Annotated in this window: 16 protein-coding genes; 11 read left to right on the forward strand and 5 right to left on the reverse strand. The window is 72.2% G+C overall.

Annotation, left to right across the window (positions count from 1 at the left end):
* Window positions 1-937, reverse strand: a 937-nt coding sequence (gene bla, locus AB8Z36_RS07310) for a class A beta-lactamase (RefSeq protein ID WP_369212368.1), incomplete at its 3' end; no start/stop codon positions are given.
* Window positions 938-979: 42 nt separating this feature from the next.
* Complete coding sequence (locus tag AB8Z36_RS07315; RefSeq protein ID WP_369212369.1) at window positions 980-1,345, reverse strand: MerR family transcriptional regulator; 366 nt, start codon at window positions 1,343-1,345, stop codon at window positions 980-982.
* A 92-nt stretch (window positions 1,346-1,437) separates the two neighbouring features.
* Between AB8Z36_RS07315 and AB8Z36_RS07320 the strand changes: the two genes are divergently transcribed.
* Window positions 1,438-2,589, forward strand: a complete 1,152-nt coding sequence (locus AB8Z36_RS07320) for an alkene reductase (RefSeq protein ID WP_369212370.1) — start codon at window positions 1,438-1,440, stop codon at window positions 2,587-2,589.
* On the opposite strand, the gene AB8Z36_RS07325 is transcribed toward AB8Z36_RS07320, so the two are convergent.
* Window positions 2,568-3,275: a nitroreductase family protein gene (locus AB8Z36_RS07325; protein WP_369212371.1), complete on the reverse strand. Its 708-nt coding sequence runs from the start codon at window positions 3,273-3,275 to the stop codon at window positions 2,568-2,570. The two genes, AB8Z36_RS07320 and AB8Z36_RS07325, sit on opposite strands and share 22 nt — an antisense overlap.
* A gap of 85 nt (window positions 3,276-3,360) precedes the next feature.
* On the opposite strand from AB8Z36_RS07325, the gene AB8Z36_RS07330 reads away from it, so the two are divergent.
* Together AB8Z36_RS07330 and AB8Z36_RS07335 are read left to right on the forward strand one after the other, a co-directional pair.
* Window positions 3,361-3,924, forward strand: a complete 564-nt coding sequence (locus tag AB8Z36_RS07330; RefSeq protein WP_369212372.1) for a GNAT family N-acetyltransferase — start codon at window positions 3,361-3,363, stop codon at window positions 3,922-3,924.
* A 283-nt stretch (window positions 3,925-4,207) separates the two neighbouring features.
* Complete coding sequence (locus AB8Z36_RS07335) at window positions 4,208-4,342, forward strand: hypothetical protein (RefSeq protein WP_369212373.1); 135 nt, start codon at window positions 4,208-4,210, stop codon at window positions 4,340-4,342.
* A gap of 17 nt (window positions 4,343-4,359) precedes the next feature.
* Here AB8Z36_RS07335 and AB8Z36_RS07340 read toward each other — a convergent pair whose 3' ends face one another.
* A complete protein-coding gene (locus tag AB8Z36_RS07340) occupies window positions 4,360-5,946 on the reverse strand; it encodes a purple acid phosphatase family protein (RefSeq protein WP_369212374.1) in 1,587 nt (528 codons plus the stop codon).
* A 141-nt stretch (window positions 5,947-6,087) separates the two neighbouring features.
* On the opposite strand from AB8Z36_RS07340, the gene AB8Z36_RS07345 reads away from it, so the two are divergent.
* Complete coding sequence (locus AB8Z36_RS07345; RefSeq protein WP_369212375.1) at window positions 6,088-7,137, forward strand: 3-isopropylmalate dehydrogenase; 1,050 nt, start codon at window positions 6,088-6,090, stop codon at window positions 7,135-7,137.
* 242 nt (window positions 7,138-7,379) lie between these two features.
* On the forward strand, window positions 7,380-8,471 hold the full coding sequence (locus AB8Z36_RS07350; protein ID WP_369212376.1) for a branched-chain amino acid aminotransferase: 1,092 nt from the start codon (window positions 7,380-7,382) through the stop codon (window positions 8,469-8,471).
* A 79-nt stretch (window positions 8,472-8,550) separates the two neighbouring features.
* Here AB8Z36_RS07350 and AB8Z36_RS07355 read toward each other — a convergent pair whose 3' ends face one another.
* Window positions 8,551-9,972, reverse strand: coding sequence for a cytosine permease (locus tag AB8Z36_RS07355; RefSeq protein WP_369212377.1), 1,422 nt, complete (start codon window positions 9,970-9,972; stop codon window positions 8,551-8,553).
* Window positions 9,973-10,153: 181 nt separating this feature from the next.
* On the opposite strand from AB8Z36_RS07355, the gene ureA reads away from it, so the two are divergent.
* From ureA to AB8Z36_RS07385, 6 genes are all read left to right on the forward strand, one after another.
* Complete coding sequence (ureA, locus tag AB8Z36_RS07360; protein ID WP_369212378.1) at window positions 10,154-10,858, forward strand: urease subunit gamma; 705 nt, start codon at window positions 10,154-10,156, stop codon at window positions 10,856-10,858.
* Window positions 10,855-12,576: an urease subunit alpha gene (locus AB8Z36_RS07365; RefSeq protein ID WP_369212379.1), complete on the forward strand. Its 1,722-nt coding sequence runs from the start codon at window positions 10,855-10,857 to the stop codon at window positions 12,574-12,576. The genes ureA and AB8Z36_RS07365 overlap by 4 nt, the downstream gene beginning before the upstream one ends.
* 13 nt (window positions 12,577-12,589) lie before the next feature.
* Window positions 12,590-13,627: an agmatine deiminase family protein gene (locus AB8Z36_RS07370; protein WP_369212380.1), complete on the forward strand. Its 1,038-nt coding sequence runs from the start codon at window positions 12,590-12,592 to the stop codon at window positions 13,625-13,627.
* A 15-nt stretch (window positions 13,628-13,642) separates the two neighbouring features.
* Complete coding sequence (locus AB8Z36_RS07375; RefSeq protein ID WP_369212381.1) at window positions 13,643-14,275, forward strand: TetR/AcrR family transcriptional regulator; 633 nt, start codon at window positions 13,643-13,645, stop codon at window positions 14,273-14,275.
* 361 nt (window positions 14,276-14,636) lie between these two features.
* Window positions 14,637-16,241: a citramalate synthase gene (cimA, locus tag AB8Z36_RS07380; protein WP_369212382.1), complete on the forward strand. Its 1,605-nt coding sequence runs from the start codon at window positions 14,637-14,639 to the stop codon at window positions 16,239-16,241.
* 69 nt (window positions 16,242-16,310) lie between these two features.
* On the forward strand, window positions 16,311-17,487 hold a 1,177-nt coding region (locus AB8Z36_RS07385), incomplete at its 3' end, for a hypothetical protein (RefSeq protein WP_369212383.1).

The following is a 17,487-nucleotide window of genomic DNA, read 5'->3' on the forward strand; positions in this document are numbered from 1 at the left end:
GGTCGGAGGCGGTGTCCTTTCCCGGCCGGGCGTGTCGGGCGAGGGCGTCCACCGCGATGCGCGTAAGGTCGGCGGCGATACGGTCCTCGCCCGGCGTTTCCGGGTCGAGGCGGGTCGTGTACACGGAGATCACCAGGGGCGCGCCGCCCTCGGGCGGCCAGGCCACGGCGACGTCGTTCACCCCGCCGTACTCGGCGGTGCCCGTCTTGTCACCGGCTCGCCAGCCGGTGGGGAGCCCGGCCCTGATCCGCTGATGGCCGGTGGTGTTCCCGAGGAGCCAGCGCGTGAGCAGCCTCCTGTCTCCCGGGTGCAGGGCGTCGCCGAGGACGAGCGTGCGCAGGTCGGCGGCGATGGCCGCGGGGGTGGTGGTGTCCCGCGGGTCGCCGGGGACGTTGCCGTTGAGGCCGGGCTCCCAGCGGTCCAGGCGGGTACGGAAGTCGCCGAGCGCACGGGCGAAGGCGGTGACGGCGCCCGGCCCGCCGAGCCGCCGCAGCAGCAGATTGGCGGCGGTGTTGTCGCTGTACCTGAGCGCCGCGTCGCAGAGCTCCCGCACGGTCATGCCGGTCGCCAGGTGCCGTTCGGTGCGGGGCGAGTGGGCGACGAGGTCGCCGGGACCGTACCGGATCAGGGTGTCGAGCAGCCCGTGCTCACGCGTCCGCGCCCCGCGCAGGACGGCCGCGACGGCGAGGACCTTGAACGTGGAGGCGAGCGCGAAGCGCTCCCGCGCGCGGTACGCGAGAACGGCCCCGGTGCCGGTGTGCAGGGCGTGCAGCCCGATCCGGCCCGGATACTCCTCCTCCAGCGCGCGGATCCGCCCCCGGGCTCCGGCGACCGCCGCCGTTCCCGGGCGCCCCGCCCCGACCAGCACGGGCACCGCGAACGCCGCGCTCAGAAGAGTCCTGCGCGAGGGAGCCGAGGGAGCCGAGGGAGATCGCATGCTGCCGACGGTAGCGAGGGCCCGCGCTGTCCGGCGCCGGTGTCACCCGGATGCGCCCGTCGCCGCTGTGATCACCTCGTCCAGGACCTCGCGGGCCCGGAGGAGGTCTTCCACCTGGCGGTCTATGCGGGCGCGCTCCCGGGTCAGTTCGGTCACCAGCCAGGGGGTCGCCTTCTCGGAGGGGCCGCCGTCCTTGTCCCGCATGCAGGGAAGGAGCTGCACGATCTTCGCGCTGCACAGGCCCGCCGCGAAGAGCTCCTGGATGTGCACGACACGGTCGACCGCCGCCTCGGGGTAGTCGCGGTGGCCGCCTGGGGTGCGCTCCGCGTACAGCAGGCCCTGCGTCTCGTAGTAGCGCAGGGACCGCTCGCTCACAGCGGTACGCTTCGCCAGCTCGCCGATCCTCATGCCGGGTGCCCCCTGTCATGCCGCTGTACCGCCGCCGCTCGCCGGGCTCGCGGGTTGAATCTGACACTGGTGTCAGCTTCTACCGTTCCGGCATGACGAACAAGACGCTTCTCGCCCCGTATTCCTCGGCCGCGCTCGGCAGCCTCCCCAACCGCATCGTGATGGCGCCCATGAGCCGCCACCGTGCCACGGAGGACGGCACGCCGCTGCCGGTCGTCGCCGACCACTACGCCCAGCGCGCGAGCGCGGGCCTCATCGTCACCGAGGGCATCTGGCCCAGCAGCAGGGGCCAGAGCGGCTGGCGCTTCCCGGGGCTTGAGACGGCCGCGCACATCGCGGGCTGGCGGCGGGTGACCGACGCGGTGCACGCGGCGGGCGGCCGGATCTACGCCCAGCTCATGCACGGGGGCCGCCACGGCCACCCGCTGTCCCGCATCGACGGCGACGTGCCCGCCGCGCCCTCCGCCGTGCTCGTCGACCCCGGCCGGGTGCATGTGCGCGACGGCGCCAAGGCCGATCCGGTCACCCCGCGCGAGATGACCGTCGAGGAGATCCACACGGCCGTACGGGACTTCGCCGACGCCGCGCGCAACGCCATCGAGGCCGGTTTCGACGGGGTCGAACTGCACGGCGCCAACAGCTACTTGATCCACCAGTTCCTCGCCGACAACTCCAACCTCCGCGACGACGCCTACGGCCGCGGCTCGGTCGCCGACCGCATCCGCTTCGCCGTCGAGGTCGTACGGGCCGTCGCCGACGCCATCGGCGCCGGACGGCTCGGCCTGCGCCTCTCCCCGGGCAACCCGCAGTTCGGCATGGCCGAGGCCGACCCGGGACCCGTCTACCGCGCGCTGCTCGACGAGGTCGACCCCCTCGGGCTCGCCTACCTCCACCTCACCGGGAACGACCGCTACCCGGCCCTCGCCGACCTGCGTCCGCACTGGCACGGCACGCTGATCGCCAACGTCGGCGAGAACGGCGACCCCACGACGCGGGAGGCGGGCGAGGCCGTCCTCGCCTCCGGGATCGCCGATCTCGTCTCCTACGGGCGGGCGTTCATCTCCAACCCCGACCTGCCGGAGCGGTTCGCGGCGGGCGCGCCCCTCCAGGAGATCGACCCGGCGCACCTCTACACGCACGGCGCCGAGGGCTACACCGACTACCCCTCCCTGAAGGAGCTGAAGGAGCTGAAGGACCGGGAGGGCCTCCTCGTCACCGCCGGTCAGACCTCCACGAGGACCTGATCGAGGGACTTGCGCACCAGATCGGGGACCCGGCAGTCCGGCGCCGGATACCCCACGGGGATCACCGCGAACGCCTTCTCGTTCGCGGGGCGGCCGAGCACCTCGGAGAGGAACCGCATGGGGCTCGGCGTATGGATCAGGGCGGAGAGGCCGGACAGATGCAGCGCCGAGAGCAGCATCCCGACCGCGATGCCGACGGACTCGTCCACGTAGTAGTGCTTGCGCTTGGTGCCGTCCTCGCCGAGCCAGTGGCGCTGCTGGAAGACGACGATCAGGGCGGGGGCGTCCGTGAGGTGCGCCTTCACCTCGTCGGTGCCGAGGGGGCGCAGGGCCGCGAGCCACTCCTCGCCGAGCCGCCCGTCGTAGGAGACGCGCTCCTCGTGCTCGGCGGCCTCGCGGATGCGGCGGCGCACCTCCGGGTCCTTGACGAGGACGAACGTCCACGGCTGCTGGTGCGCGCCGGACGGCGCGGTCGCCGCGCAGGCGATGGCGTCCCGTACGGCCTGCTCGGGGACGGGGTCGGAGGAGAACTGCCGTACGGTACGGCGCTCGTCCATGCGGCCGCGCAGTCCGGCGGCGGTGCTCAGGGTCTCCGCCTCCGGGACGCGCGCCGGTGCGTAGGGGACGGAACGGTGGGGCTGACCGTGGATGGGGGCCCACTCTCGCTGCTGCTGGGTCTCAGGCATGTTTTCGATTCTGGGTGCATCCGGCGTCCCTGGGGGCGGCTTTGGCTCAGGTCCGGCCCGCGAGGACGGGCACGGATAAATCGGGATGCGTACCCGGTCGCGGGCTGAGTACCTTGGCGCGGTGACTACCCTGCGTACCGCCCACACCAGTGAACTGACGGCCGCCGAACTGCGCGCCGCCCGCGCCCTGCTGGACGAGGCCTTCGACGGCGACTTCAGCGACCACGACTGGGACCACGGCCTCGGCGGCGTGCACGCCCTCCTCCACGACGCCACGGGCGCCCTGCTGGCGCACGGCTCGGTGACCCAGCGCAGGCTGCTGCACAACGGCCGCTCGCTGCGCATCGGTTACGTGGAAGCGGTCGCCGTCCGTCCCGACCGGCAGCGGCAGGGTCTCGGCGGCCGGGTGATGGGCGCCCTGGAGCAGGTCATCGACCGGGCGTACGACCTGGGCGCGCTGTCCGCGTCCGACGACGGGGCGCGCCTGTACCTCGCGCGCGGCTGGGTGGAGTGGAAGGGCGCGGTCGGCACGCTCGGCCCCGAGGGCCCGGTCACCATGCCGGACGAGGAGCCGCCGCTGCTGTGGGGCGCGGACCTGGACCCGGCGCACGGCCTGTTCATCGACTGGCGCGACGGGGACGTGTACTAGGCGCGACGGGGACGTACGTGTACGAGGGACGGCCGCCTTTCCGCGAGCTGGGAGCGGCATGCGCGTGAACGCCGTCTCAGATAGTAGGAAGTCCGAGTAATTGTGGAGACAGACGCTCCGTCCTCCCTTAGCGTTGTAGGAGCCGAACGTCTCGCTAGATCAAGCGAATGGCGGTCGTGAGCCGGAGCTCCGCGCAGGCGAACCCTGCCGCTCCGCCGCTCCCCGCCCATTCCGGCGTCTCGAAAGTCTCGAAAACACCCTTCCCTCAAGGAGTGGATCCCCCATGGCCGAGACGACCGTCCGCCGAGTCCGTCACCGTCACGTCTCCCGCAACAGCGACTCCGAGCGCAAGAACGCCGCCGCCGCCCTCCAGCGCGCCCTCGACCGCAGGGACAACGGCGGCGAGACCGGGCACTGAGCCCCCGCTCACGCGGGTCACCGCGACCCGCGTGCGATCTCGAAGCGGTCGATGCGCTCGCCGCTCTCGGCGAGCGCGGAGACGGTCAGTTTCGGGTGCGCGCCGGCCCTCACCTCCACCGCGAGGAACGAATGGCCGGTGTAGCGCACCCGTGACCACTCCACCTTCTCGGGGTCGGACCGCCGCCGCCGCGTCCAGTGGAAGGTCACGACGTGGTCGTGATCGTGGACGTGGCCCTCGTAGCTGTCCTTCACCCCGGGGCCGAACTCATAGAGGTCCTTGCCCGCGCCGCCCGCGGTGACGTACACGATGCCGTCGCGCGTCGGATCGGTCGACGCGCCGACCGGCACGGGCTTGCCGACCTCGCCGTTCCTGATGGCGTCGGTGCGTTCGTAGACGTGGTTGTGGCCGTTGATCACCAGGTCCACCTGGTGCTTGTCGAACAGCTCCAGCCAGGCGTCGCGGACCCCGCCGTCCGAGGCGTGGCGCGATGTGGAGTACGCGCAGTGGTGGAAGAAGACGACGACGAAGTCGATTCCGCCCGCCGCCCGCAGTTCACCGAGCCGCTGGTCGAGCCAGGCGGTCTGCCTGCCGTCCGAGTAGCCCCTGTTCACCGGGATCTCGTGGGAGACGTCGTTGGCGTCCAGGGCCACCACGCCGACGTTGCCGTAGGTGAAGGAGTAGACGCCGGGGGCGCGCGCGGGGTCGAAGCCGTTGTCCGGCAGTGACCAGCGTGCGGACTGCCCGCCGTAGCCGTTCGGCGAGTACCACGCCTCCATGTCGTGGTTGCCGGTCGTCACCATCCACGGCACCGACTTCGCGACCGACTCCGTCTGCGCGAGGAAGGTGTCCCACACACGGGCGTCGTAGGTGTCGGACTCCTTGCCGTGGCCGGTGTCGTCGGCGTAGCAGAGGTCGCCCGCGTGCAGGTGGAAGGCGGGATTCTGGCCCAGGATGAGCTGGTCGTTGGCGAGCGCGTGGTGGCTCACGCCCTGGTCGCCGAAGGCGGTGAAGACGAAGCTCTCCGGTGCCGCGGGCGCGGTCCTGAACGTGCCGAGCGTCGCGAGGCGCTCGGGTGACGCCGGGTCGAAGCCCTCGTGGCCGACGCCGTAGTAGTACGTGGTGCCCGGCCGGAGGCCGTCGAGCGCCGCGTGGAGGTAGTACTGCTCCACGGCCGGGAGCTTCTTCGACAGCGACGGGGTGTGCAGGTCGCGCACCTCCGCCCCGATCCGCCGGCTCAGCTCCCACGGCCGCGGGCCCACGCGTACGTAGGGGGACTTCACCGCGAACGGCACCTGCCAGGAGATCCGCATCTGGGTCCTGGGGTCGGCGCCGAACGCGAGGTGCCGCCCGAAGGGCGCGACCAGCCCGCCGTCGACCCGGGGCCGCGAGGGCGGCGGCGCGGAGGTGCGCGCGGCGCCCCCGCCGTACGCGCTGCCCGAGCTGCCGCCGAGCAGCCCGATGCCGCCCGCCGTCCCCGCCGCGGCGAACGAACCGGCGAGCACCCTGCGCCGGGAGAGCCGCCGCCGCAGGTACTCGTGCTGTTCCGGCATGCTCATCCCGGCCGCGAGCCGTTCCGGTATGCCGACATCGGGGGTGTCCATACGCAGAGAAGTTCCCAGTGGCCGCCAACTCAGCGGGGACTGAGGGATGAAGCGCGGGTGGCCATGCGGTGGCGTCCGTACGGCGCGTCCATATGGTGGACCGCGTGTGTCATCCCCTGGGACGGAGAGTAGGGTGCCCGCATGTCGGCAAGTTCTCGCAGCATCAATCTCGCAGTCATTCCCGGCGACGGCATCGGCCAAGAGGTCGTGGCCCAGGGACTCAAGGTCCTCAACGCCGTGCTTCCGCAGGACGTGAAGCTGCGGACGACGGATTTCGACTTCGGCGCCAAGCGGTACCACGCGACCGGTGAGACCCTCACCGACGCCGACGCGGAGGCCCTCAAGCAGCACGACGCGATCCTGCTCGGCGCGATCGGCGACCCCTCGGTCCCGTCCGGCGTCCTGGAGCGCGGCTTCCTGCTGAAGCTCCGCTTCCTCTTCGACCACCACGTCAACCTGCGCCCCTCGAAGCTGCTGCCGGGTGTGGCCACGCCGCTCGCGGGCCAGCCCGAGATCGACTTCATCGTCGTGCGTGAGGGCACCGAGGGCCCGTACACGGGCAACGGCGGCTCGATCCGCACCGGTACGCCGCACGAGGTCGCCACCGAGGTCTCGGTCAACACCGCCTTCGGCGTGGAGCGCGTGGTCCGCGACGCCTTCACCCGCGCGCAGGCCCGCCCGCGCAAGAAGCTGACGCTGGTCCACAAGAACAACGTCCTCGCCTACGCCGGTCACCTCTGGACGAACGTCTTCAACGCCGTGGCCAAGGAGTTCCCCGAGGTCACCACCGATTACATCCACGTCGACGCCGCGACGATCTACCTCGTCACCGACCCCGGCCGCTTCGACGTGATCGTCACCGACAACCTCTTCGGCGACATCATCACCGACCTCGCCGCGGCCGTCTCCGGCGGCATCGGCGTCGCGGCCTCCGGCAACATCAACCCCAGCCGCGAGTTCCCGTCCATGTTCGAGCCCGTGCACGGCTCGGCGCCGGACATCGCGGGCCAGGGCAAGGCCGACCCGTCGGCCACCGTGCTCTCCGTCGCCCTCCTCCTGCGCCACCTCGGGTACGAGCCCGAGGCCGCCCGCATCGAGGCCGCCGTCTCCGCCGATCTGGCCGAGCGCGGCGACACGGTCCGCTCCACCGAACAGATCGGCGACGCGCTCGCCGTACGAGTAGCGGGCTGACCCGGTAGCTCGACCTCCAGAAGCCGCCGGGTCCCGCGAGGACACCCGGCGGCTTCTCCTGTGGGGCCCCGGGGTGTCACCATCGACCCCCGGGCCGCAGCCATGCCGTTTCTCTCTCACGGGCCCCCCGCGCGATAATCGAACGTGGGGCCGTGAAATACAGGGAAGCTCGGACGTCCAACTACCTGGACCAAGGGCGTGAGCGCGGTCCGTCACCATCACACGTGAAGGACGAAGTACTCATGACGTTGACGCCGACCATCGAGCTCAAGCCCTCATCGACCCCGCTGGCCAGCGCGGAGCGTGAGGCGATCATGGCCAACCCCGGATTCGGCCGCCACTTCACCGACCACATGGTGACGGTCAAGTGGACGGAGGGACGCGGCTGGCACGACGGCCAGCTCGTGCCCTACGGCCCGCTCGCCCTCGACCCGGCGACGAACGTCCTGCACTACGCCCAGGAGATCTTCGAGGGCCTCAAGGCCTACCGCCAGCCCGACGGCACGGTGGCCACCTTCCGCCCCGACGCCAACGCCCGCCGCTTCCAGTCCTCCGCCCGCCGCCTCGGCATGCCGGAGCTGCCCGTCGAGACGTTCATCGAGGCGTGCGACCTGCTGGTCAGGCAGGACGTCGACTGGGTCCCCGCGCACGGCGGCGAGGAGTCCCTCTACCTGCGCCCCTTCATGATCGCGACCGAGGTCGGCCTGGGCGTGAAGCCCGCCAACGAGTACCTCTTCATCGTGATCGCCTCGCCCGCGGGCGCGTACTTCCCCGGTGGCGTCAAGCCCGTCTCCATCTGGCTCTCGGAGGACCGCGTGCGCGCCGTCCCCGGCGGCATGGGCGACGCCAAGACCGGCGGCAACTACGCCGCGTCGCTGCTCGCGCAGGCCGAGGCCGCCGCGAAGGGCTGCGACCAGGTCGCCTACCTTGACGCGGTGGAGCACAAGTGGGTCGAGGAGCTCGGCGGCATGAACCTGTACTTCGTGTACGGGGACAAGATCGTCACCCCCACCCTGACGGGCTCGCTGCTCGCGGGCATCACCCGTGACTCGCTCCTGTCGGTCGCCCGTGACCTCGGCTACACCTCCGAGGAGAGCCGCGTCTCCATCGACCAGTGGAAGGCCGACACCGAGAACGGCACCCTGACCGAGGTCTTCGCCTGCGGCACCGCCGCGGTGATCACGCCGGTCGGCACGGTCAAGTCCAACGGGGGCGAGTGGCAGCAGAGCGGCGGCGAGCCCGGCAAGGTCACGATGGCCCTGCGCGAGGCGCTGCTGAACATCCAGCGGGGGACCGCCGAGGACGCGCACGGCTGGATGCACAAGCTGGCCTGAGGCCTTCGCGGCTGTCCTGGCCCGGCCCCCCGTTCTTTGCGTGCGGGGGGCCGGGCCCTTTCGGTTTCCTCGCTGTTCCTCACGTGCGGGCCGGCTGTGGCTGGTCGCGCGGTTTCCCGCGCCCCTGAGAGGCGTTCAGGGCCGTGTAGGTCGCGCCGCCCACCACCGCCGACAGGAGGAAGCTGCAGTCGACGCCGCCCGTCAGGGGGAGGAGAGGGCCCTCGTAGGACGGGAGCGAGACGGCCAGGAGGCCGGTCGCCGCGCCCAGGGCCCAGGACGCCGTGGCGCGGATGTTCCAGCCCGCGCGGTACCAGTACGCGCCGCCCCGCGCGCGGCGGTTGAAGACCTGGAGGGCGTCCGCGTCGTACTCGCCACGGCAGCGCGCGAAGCCGATCAGGGTGATCACCGCCCAGGGGGTGCCGATGGCGGTGAGGAGCAGGACGAACGACGTCATCGCGTCCTGTGCCGCCCATGCGTAGTGCCCGGCGAAGACGCAGGCCGTGGCGGCCACGGCGACCGTGTACGTGGCGCGGGCGCGCGAGGCGCGGGGCAGGATCGCGTCGAGGTCCAGGCCCATCGAGTACAGCATCAGGCCCGCGTTGCCGACCGAGCCCGCCGAGGCGGCGAGCAGCAGCGGCACCAGGTACCAGGCGGGGGAGGCGGCGACGAGCGGGCCCGCGTAATCGGCGGCGGCGCGGGCCGCGTACGCCGTGAAGGTGCCGAAGAGCTGCGGGATCAGCAGGCCCGCGATCAGCCCGAGCCAGGCGGCGCCGAGCACCGCGCGTGAGCTGTGCCGGGCGGGGGAGACATAGCGGGTGTAGTCGCCGAGCAGGGTGATGAACGCGATGGGTCCTGACAGGCCCGCCGCCACCAGGGCCAGCAGCCAGGTCGGCCAGAACGAGCCGAGCAGATAGCCGCCCGCGCCGGGCGGCGCCGCCGCCGTGAAGTCGGGCGCGTACGCGATCACGCCGAGGACCAGCAGGGCCGTCATGGCGAAGGCGAGCACCCGGGAGAGCCTGAGCAGCACCCGGTAGCCGAAGACGGCGCCGACCACGGTGGCCCCGGCGAGCAGGGCGTAGACGACGCCGTAACTGAGTCCGCCGGTCGGCAGGCCGAGCAGCCGGTGCAGGGTGCCCACCATCACGTCGCCGCCGATCCAGATGGTCAGCGCCGTGTAGCCGAGGGAGAGCAGCAGCCCGACGACCGAGCCGACCAGGCGTCCGCGCACGCCGAACTGGGCGCCGGACGAGGTGGAGAGGTTCGTCCCGGTGCGCAGGGAGACCAGGGCGAGCGGGGCGGTCAGGGCGGTGCCGAGCACCGTCCCGGACACCACCGCGCTCACCGACTGCCAGAAGCCGAGGCCGAAGGAGACCGGCAGCCAGCCGAAGATGATCACTCCGAGGCAGAGGTTGGAGCCGATCAGGATCGACACGAGATCCCGTGGGCCGCTGGTGCGTTCCCCGTCCGGGATGGTGTCGACTCCGCGCTGTTCTATCGGCATGAGGGCGCCCCTGACGCTCGCTGGGTCTCGGCTGCTCTCGCACTCCGCGCGCCGCACCGGTCGCAGAGTTTAGAGCAGCGCTCAATGTGACCCGTGTCCCGCGTTCCCGTCAATGGTTTCCGTCAAGGAATCTCGCGGTTAGAGTGGTGTTCAAATCGTAGGAACGAGGAGGTGCCCAGGCGTGCGACTGACGCCCACCGAACGCGACCGGCTGCTGCTCTTCGGGGCCGCCGAGCTCGCCAGGGCCCGCAAGGCGCGCGGCCTCAGGCTCAATGTCCCCGAGGCCACCGCGCTGATCGCCGACACGGTCTGCGAGGCCGCCCGCGACGGCGCGCGGCTCGCCGAGGCCATCGAGCGCGCCCGCGCCGCCCTCGGCCCCGACGACGTGCTGCCGGGCGTCGCCGACGTGGTGACCGAGGTGCATGTGGAGGCCGTCTTCGACGACGGGTCCCGCCTCGCGGTGGTCTCGGACCCGATAGGCGGCGGCCTCGGCGCCGAGGCGCCCGGCGCGCTGCTGCCGGGGCCCCCGCACGAGGACCCCGCGCCCACGGTGACGCTGACGGTGCGCAACACCGCGACCGTCCCGGTCTCCGTGACCTCGCACTTCCACTTCTTCGAGGCCAACCCCCGCCTCGACTTCGACCGCGCCGCCGCCTACGGCCTCCGGCTCGCCGTGCCCGCCGGGTCCTCGGTCCGCTTCGGGCCCGGCGAGAGCGCCGATGTCGCACTGCTGCCCATCGGCGGCGAGCGGATCGCCATCGGCTTCGCGGGCCTGGTGGACGGCCCGCTCGACGCGCCGGGCGCCAAGGAGGAGGCCCTGCGCAGGGCCGCCGCCTGCGGCTACCTCGGCGTACCGGAAACCACAGAGCAGGAGGATGGGCGATGAGCCGTCCCGGAGGCCACGCCGCGGAACCGCGCCGCCTCACCGCGCACGAGTACGCCGCCACGCACGGCCCCCGCGCCGGTGACCACATCCGGCTCGGCGACTCCGGGCTGACCGTCCGCGTCGAGTCCGACGCGCAAAGGTACGGCGACGAGTTCCTCGCCGGATTCGGCAAGACGGCCCGCGACGGGCTGCACCTCAAGGCCGCCGCGGTCCGCGAGACCTGCGACGTCGTCATCAGCAACGTGGTCGTCATCGACGCCGTGCAGGGCATCCGCAAGGTGTCCGTCGGCATCCGGGAAGGCCGCATCCACGCGATCGGCAGGGCCGGGAACCCCGACACCCTCGACGGCGTCGACGTCGTGGTCGGCACCGGCACGTCCATCGTGTCCGGAGAGGGGCTCATCGCCACCGCGGGGTCCGTGGACACCCACGTCCACCTGCTCTCGCCGCGCATCATGGAGGCGTCGCTCGCCTCCGGCGTCACCACGATCATCGGCCAGGAGTTCGGCCCCGTCTGGGGCGTCGGCGTCAACTCGCCCTGGGCGCTGCGGCACGCCTTCAACGCCTTCGACGCCTGGCCGGTCAACATCGGCTTCCTCGGCCGCGGCTCCTCCTCCCACGACGCCCCGCTGATCGAGGCGCTGGCCGAGGGCGGCGCGTCCGGCTTCAAGGTGCACGAGGACATGGGCGCGCACACCCGCGCCCTCGACACCGCGCTGCGCGTCGCCGAGGAGCACGACGTCCAGGTCGCCCTGCACAGCGACGGCCTGAACGAGTGCCTCTCCGTCGAGGACACCCTCAAGGTCCTCGAAGGGCGCACCATCCACGCCTTCCACATCGAGGGCTGCGGCGGCGGACACGTCCCCAACGTCCTGAAGATGGCGGGCGTCCCCAACGTCATCGGCTCCTCGACCAACCCCACGCTGCCCTTCGGGCGCGACGCGGTCGCCGAGCACTACGGCATGATCGTCTCCGTCCACGACCTCAAGACCGACCTGCCCGGCGACGCCGCCATGGCCCGCGACCGCATCCGCGCCGGGACCATGGGCGCCGAGGACGTCCTGCACGACCTGGGAGCCATCGGCATCACCTCGTCCGACGCGCAGGGCATGGGCCGGGCGGGCGAGACCGTACGCCGTACGTTCGCGATGGCCGGGAAGATGAAGGCTGAGCTGGGCCCCCTGGAGGGCGACGGCCCGCACGACGACAACGCGCGCGTGCTGCGCTACATGGCCAAGCTGACCATCAACCCCGCCCTCGCGCACGGCCTCGCCCACGAGGTCGGCTCCATCGAAACCGGCAAGCTCGCCGACATCGTGCTCTGGCGCCCCGAGTACTTCGGCGCCAAACCGCAGCTCGTCCTCAAGTCGGGCTTCCCCGCGTACGGCGTCGTGGGCGATCCGAACGCCGCGACCGACACCTGCGAACCCCTCGTGCTCGGACCGCAGTTCGGGGCGTACGGGGCGACGCCCGCCGACATCTCCGTGGCGTTCGTCGCGCAGGCCGCCGTCGACCAGGGCAACGACCTCATGCCCACCCGCCGCCGCCGGGTCGCCGTGCGCGGCACCCGGGGCATCGGCCCCGCCGACCTGCGCCTGAACTCCCGCACCGGCTCGATCGACGTGAACCAGCGCACCGGCCTCGTCACGCTCGACGGCGAACCGGTCCGCTCCGAACCCGCCGACTCGGTCTCCCTCAACCGCCTCTACTTCCTCTAAGGGTCTCAACGTCATGTCTGCTGCCGCCGACGGCTTCCGCATGCCCGCCGAGTGGGCTCCGCACGAGCGCACCTGGATGGCGTGGCCGTGCCCCAACCCCACCTTCGACGACCCCGCGGGCCTCGACGAGTCCCGCCTGGCCTGGGCCGCCGTCGCCCGCGCCGTACGCCGCTTCGAGCCCGTCACCGTGGTCTGCGGGCCCGCCCAGTCCGCGTACGCCATGGAACTGCTCGGCCCGGACATCGAGGTCGTCGAGCGGGACCTCGACGACGCGTGGATGCGGGACATCGGGCCGACCTTCGTCACCGACGGCAGGGGCGCGCTGGCCGCCGTGGACTGGACGTTCAACGGCTGGGGCGCCCAGGAGTGGGCCCGCTGGGACCACGACGCCAGGATCGGCGGGCACGTCGCCGACCTCGCCGGAGCCCGTACGTACGCCTCGTCCCTGGTCAACGAGGGCGGCGGCATCCACGTCGACGGCGAGGGCACCGTCCTGCTCACCGAGACCGTGCAGCTCGGCCCCGAGCGCAACCCCGGCCTGACCAAGGCCGAGGTGGAGGCGGAGATCCACGCCCAGCTCGGCACCACCAAGGCGATCTGGCTGCCCCGCGGCCTCACCGCGGACTACCCCGGCCACGGCTTCGGCACCCTCGGCCACGTCGACATCGTCGCCGCGTTCGCCGCGCCCGGTGTCGTGCTCGTCCACTCCCAGCGCGACCCCGCCCACCCCGACTTCGAGGTCAGCAAGGAGATCATCGCGACGCTCGAAGGCCAGCGGGACGCGCGCGGGCGCACCCTGCGGATCGTCGAGGTCCCGGCCCCGACCGTCCTCAAGGACGAGGAGGGCTGGGTCGACTACTCCTACATCAACCACTACCTCTGCAACGGCGGCGTCGTCCTGTGCGCCTTCGGGGACCCGCACGACGAGCTCGCCGCGGGCATCTTCCGCGGTCTCTTCCCCGACCGGACCGTGACGCTCGTGGACGCCCGTACGATCTTTGCCGGGGGTGGTGGCATCCACTGCATCACCCAGCAGCAGCCGAAGGTGTGATCAAGGAGCAGCCCCATGGCCGGAGCCGGAGCCGGACAGGCCCGCGCGCGGAAGAACGCCCCGCCGCGCGAGGACGTACTGGTGACGGCCATGGAGATGATCGCCGAGCGCGGCCTGGAGAAACTGACCATGGCCGCGCTCGGCCGCGAGGTCGGCATGAGCTCCGGCCACCTCCTCTACTACTTCCGCACCAAGGACGAACTGCTCCTGCGCACCCTGGAGTGGAGCGAGGGCCGCCTCGGCGCCGAGCGCGGACGGCTCCTGGCCCGGCCGGGCACGGCCCGCGCCCGCCTGGACGCCTATGTCGACCTGTACGTGCCCGACGGCGTGGGGGACCCGCACTGGACGCTCTGGCTGGAGGTCTGGAACCGCTCGCTCAACGCCGACGAGGAAGGCCGCGACCGGCAGGCCGCGATCGAGGGCGCCTGGCACCGCGACCTGGTGGCGCTGGTCGCCGAGGGCGTCTCCCGCGGCGAGTTCGGCCGGGTCGACCCCGACCGGTTCGCGGCCCGGCTGCGGGCGCTGCTCGACGGCTTCTCCATCCACGTGGCCATCGGCCTCCGGGGCACCAGCCGGGACCACGTCCTGGACCATGTACGGGAGTTCCTGGACACGGCGCTGGCCGCCGCCTCCTCCCCGGACGTCTAGACGCCGTCCGCGCTGACTCCCGCACCACCGGCACCCCCGTCCGGCGGCGGGCGGCACGTCCACACGCCGCCCGCATGGTGAGACGGGGCAGCGCGGAGTGCGCGGGCTGTGGCAGGCTGCCACCGTGCTCTCGTTCGCCATGATTATTGGCAGCAGGCGCGCCGGTCCGCAGTGACCGTCTCGTACCACCATGTACGGGCGGACACCGTCGTCCTAGACCCGCGCGCAGACCTCTCGCACCCGCGAGGGGTTTTTCTGTTTCCCGGCCCAACATCAGCCGGACGCGGAGCGCGCGGGATCACAAGGACGGTGGAGCCGGTCATTCCGGTAGACCGAGATCCGACACAGGAGCCAGATCAGCATGACGGAAACCAGCACACCCGACGATTCCTTCCATGTCTTCGACACGACGCTGCGCGACGGCGCGCAGCGCGAGGGCATCAACCTCACCGTCGCGGACAAGCTGACCATCGCACGGCACCTGGACGACTTCGGCGTGGGCTTCATCGAGGGCGGCTGGCCCGGCGCCAACCCGCGCGACACGGAGTTCTTCGCGCGGGCCCAGCAGGAGATCACCTTCCGGCACGCCCAGCTCGTCGCTTTCGGCGCCACCCGTCGCGCGCACGCCAAGGCGGCCGACGACCCGCAGGTCAACGCCCTTCTGGAGTCCGGCGCCCCCGTCATCACCCTCGTCGCCAAGTCGCACGACCGGCACGTCGAACTCGCGCTGCGCACCACCCTTGAGGAGAACCTGGAGATGGTGCGCGACACCGTCTCCCACCTCGTCGCCCAGGGCCGCCGTGTCTTCGTCGACTGCGAGCACTTCTTCGACGGCTACCGCGCCAACCCCGAGTACGCCAAGTCCGTCGTCCGCGCCGCCGCCGGGGCGGGCGCCGACGTCGTCATCCTGTGCGACACCAACGGCGGCATGCTCCCCGCCCAGGTCCAGGCGATCGTGGCGACCGTCGTCGCCGACACCGGCGCCCGGCTCGGCATCCACGCCCAGGACGACACCGGCTGCGCCGTCGCCAACACCCTCGCCGCCGTCGACGCGGGCGCCACCCACGTGCAGTGCACCGCCAACGGCTACGGCGAGCGGGTCGGCAACGCCAACCTCTTCCCCGTCGTCGCCGCCCTGGAGCTCAAGTACGGCAAGCAGGTGCTGCCCGAGGGCTCGCTGCGCGAGATGACCCGGGTCTCGCACGCCATCGCCGAGGTCGTGAACCTGACCCCCTCGACGCACCAGCCGTACGTGGGTGTCTCCGCGTTCGCGCACAAGGCGGGGCTGCACGCCTCCGCGATCAAGGTCGACCCCGACCTCTACCAGCACATCGACCCCGACCTGGTGGGCAACCGCATCCGGATGCTGGTCTCCGACATGGCGGGCCGCGCCTCCATCGAGCTCAAGGGCAAGGAGCTCGGCGTCGACCTCGGCGACGACCGCGAACTGGTCGGCCGGGTGGTGGAGCGGGTCAAGGAGCGCGAACTCCAGGGCTACACCTACGAGGCCGCCGACGCCTCCTTCGAACTGCTGCTCCGCGAGGAGGCCGAGGGCAGGGCCCGCCGCTACTTCCGCGTCGAGTCCTGGCGGGCCATCGTCGAGGACCGCCCCGACGGCACGCACGCCAACGAGGCCACCGTGAAGCTCTGGGCCAAGGGCGAGCGCATCGTCGCCACCGCCGAGGGCAACGGCCCCGTCAACGCCCTCGACCGGGCGCTCCGCGTCGGCCTTGAGCGGATCTACCCGCAACTGGCCAAGCTGGAGCTGGTCGACTACAAGGTCCGCATCCTGGAGGGCAAGCACGGCACGTCCTCCACCACACGCGTCCTGATCTCCACCACCGACGGCGTCGGCGAATGGTCCACGGTCGGCGTCGCCGAGAACGTGATCGCCGCGTCCTGGGGCGCCCTGGAGGACGCGTACACCTACGGCCTGCTGCGCGCGGGCATCGAGCCGGTCGAGTAGAGCGCACCGGGACCGGGCGGGCGCTTCCCGGACGGTACGCCGGCCGCCCCGCTGGGTTACGTTCGAAGTATGAGGAATCGGGCGAAGCGGGTCACCGTCGGTCTGTCCGGGCTGCTGCTCGCCCTGGGCGCCGCCTCCTTCACGGCGGCTCCGGGGGCGCCGGCCGCCGACGACACCTCCGAGGTGGCCGCCGCCTGGGAGAAGGGTCCCGTGCACGTCGATCCGGCCGCCGCCGACCAGCTCTCCGAGCCCCAGGCGGACGCTCTGGCGGAGAAGATCGTGGAGGCCGACAAGCCGATCTTCGTGGCCGTGCTCCCACGGGACTTCCCCCAGCAGGACATCTTCCGCAGGCTGCGCGCCGAGACGGGCGTGACCGGGCTCTACGCGGTCCGGCTCGGCGACGGCTTCGACGCCAAGGCCGACCGCAGGGTCCTTCCGGGCAACGCGGTGGCGAACCTCGTCTCCCTCGTGCGCGGTCAGGGGGCCGACGCCCAGCTCAACGCCTTCGTCGACCAGGCCGTCAAGCAGACGAGGGGCTCCGCACCGGATTCCTGGGGCGGCGATGGCTCCTCCGAGGGCGTCTCGCCCGGCGCCCTGGCCGGAGTCGGCGTGGTGATCGTGGCGGGCGGCGTCGGCGCCTACGCCGTGGTCCGGCGCAAGAAGCGGCGCCACGAGGAGGCGCAGCGCGAGGCCCTGCGCAGGCTCTCCGTGGTCGTCGACGAGGACATCACGGCGTTCGGCGAGGAACTCGACCGGCTCGACTTCGACCCGGCGGAGGCGGGCGCCGACGACGCGATGCGCACCGACTACGAGCACGCGCTCGACGCCTATGAGAAGGCGAAGTCCTTCATGGCCGCCGCCCAGCGCCCCGAGGACGTACGCGGCGTGACCCAGGCCCTGGAGGACGGCCGCTTCTCCCTCGCCCTGCTCGCCGCGCGCCGCGAGGGCCGCGAACCGCCCGAGCGCCGCGCCCCCTGCTTCTTCGACCCCCGGCACGGCCCCTCGGTCCAGGACGCGCGGTGGGCCCCGGCGGGCGGTGCCGAACGCGAGGTCCCGGTCTGCGCGGCGGACGCGGCACGCCTCGCCGACGGCCGGGACCCACTGGTCCGCACGGTGCCCTCGGACCACGGCGACCGCCGCCCCTACTGGGAGGCGGGCCCCGCCTACGGCCCCTGGGCGGGCGGCTACTTCGGCGGCGGCATCCTCCCCGGCCTGCTGCTCGGCACGATGCTGGGCGGCATGATGT

Origin of the sequence: Streptomyces flavofungini (genome assembly GCF_041028215.1) — a bacterium.
Lineage (GTDB): Bacteria > Actinomycetota > Actinomycetes > Streptomycetales > Streptomycetaceae > Streptomyces > Streptomyces flavofungini_B.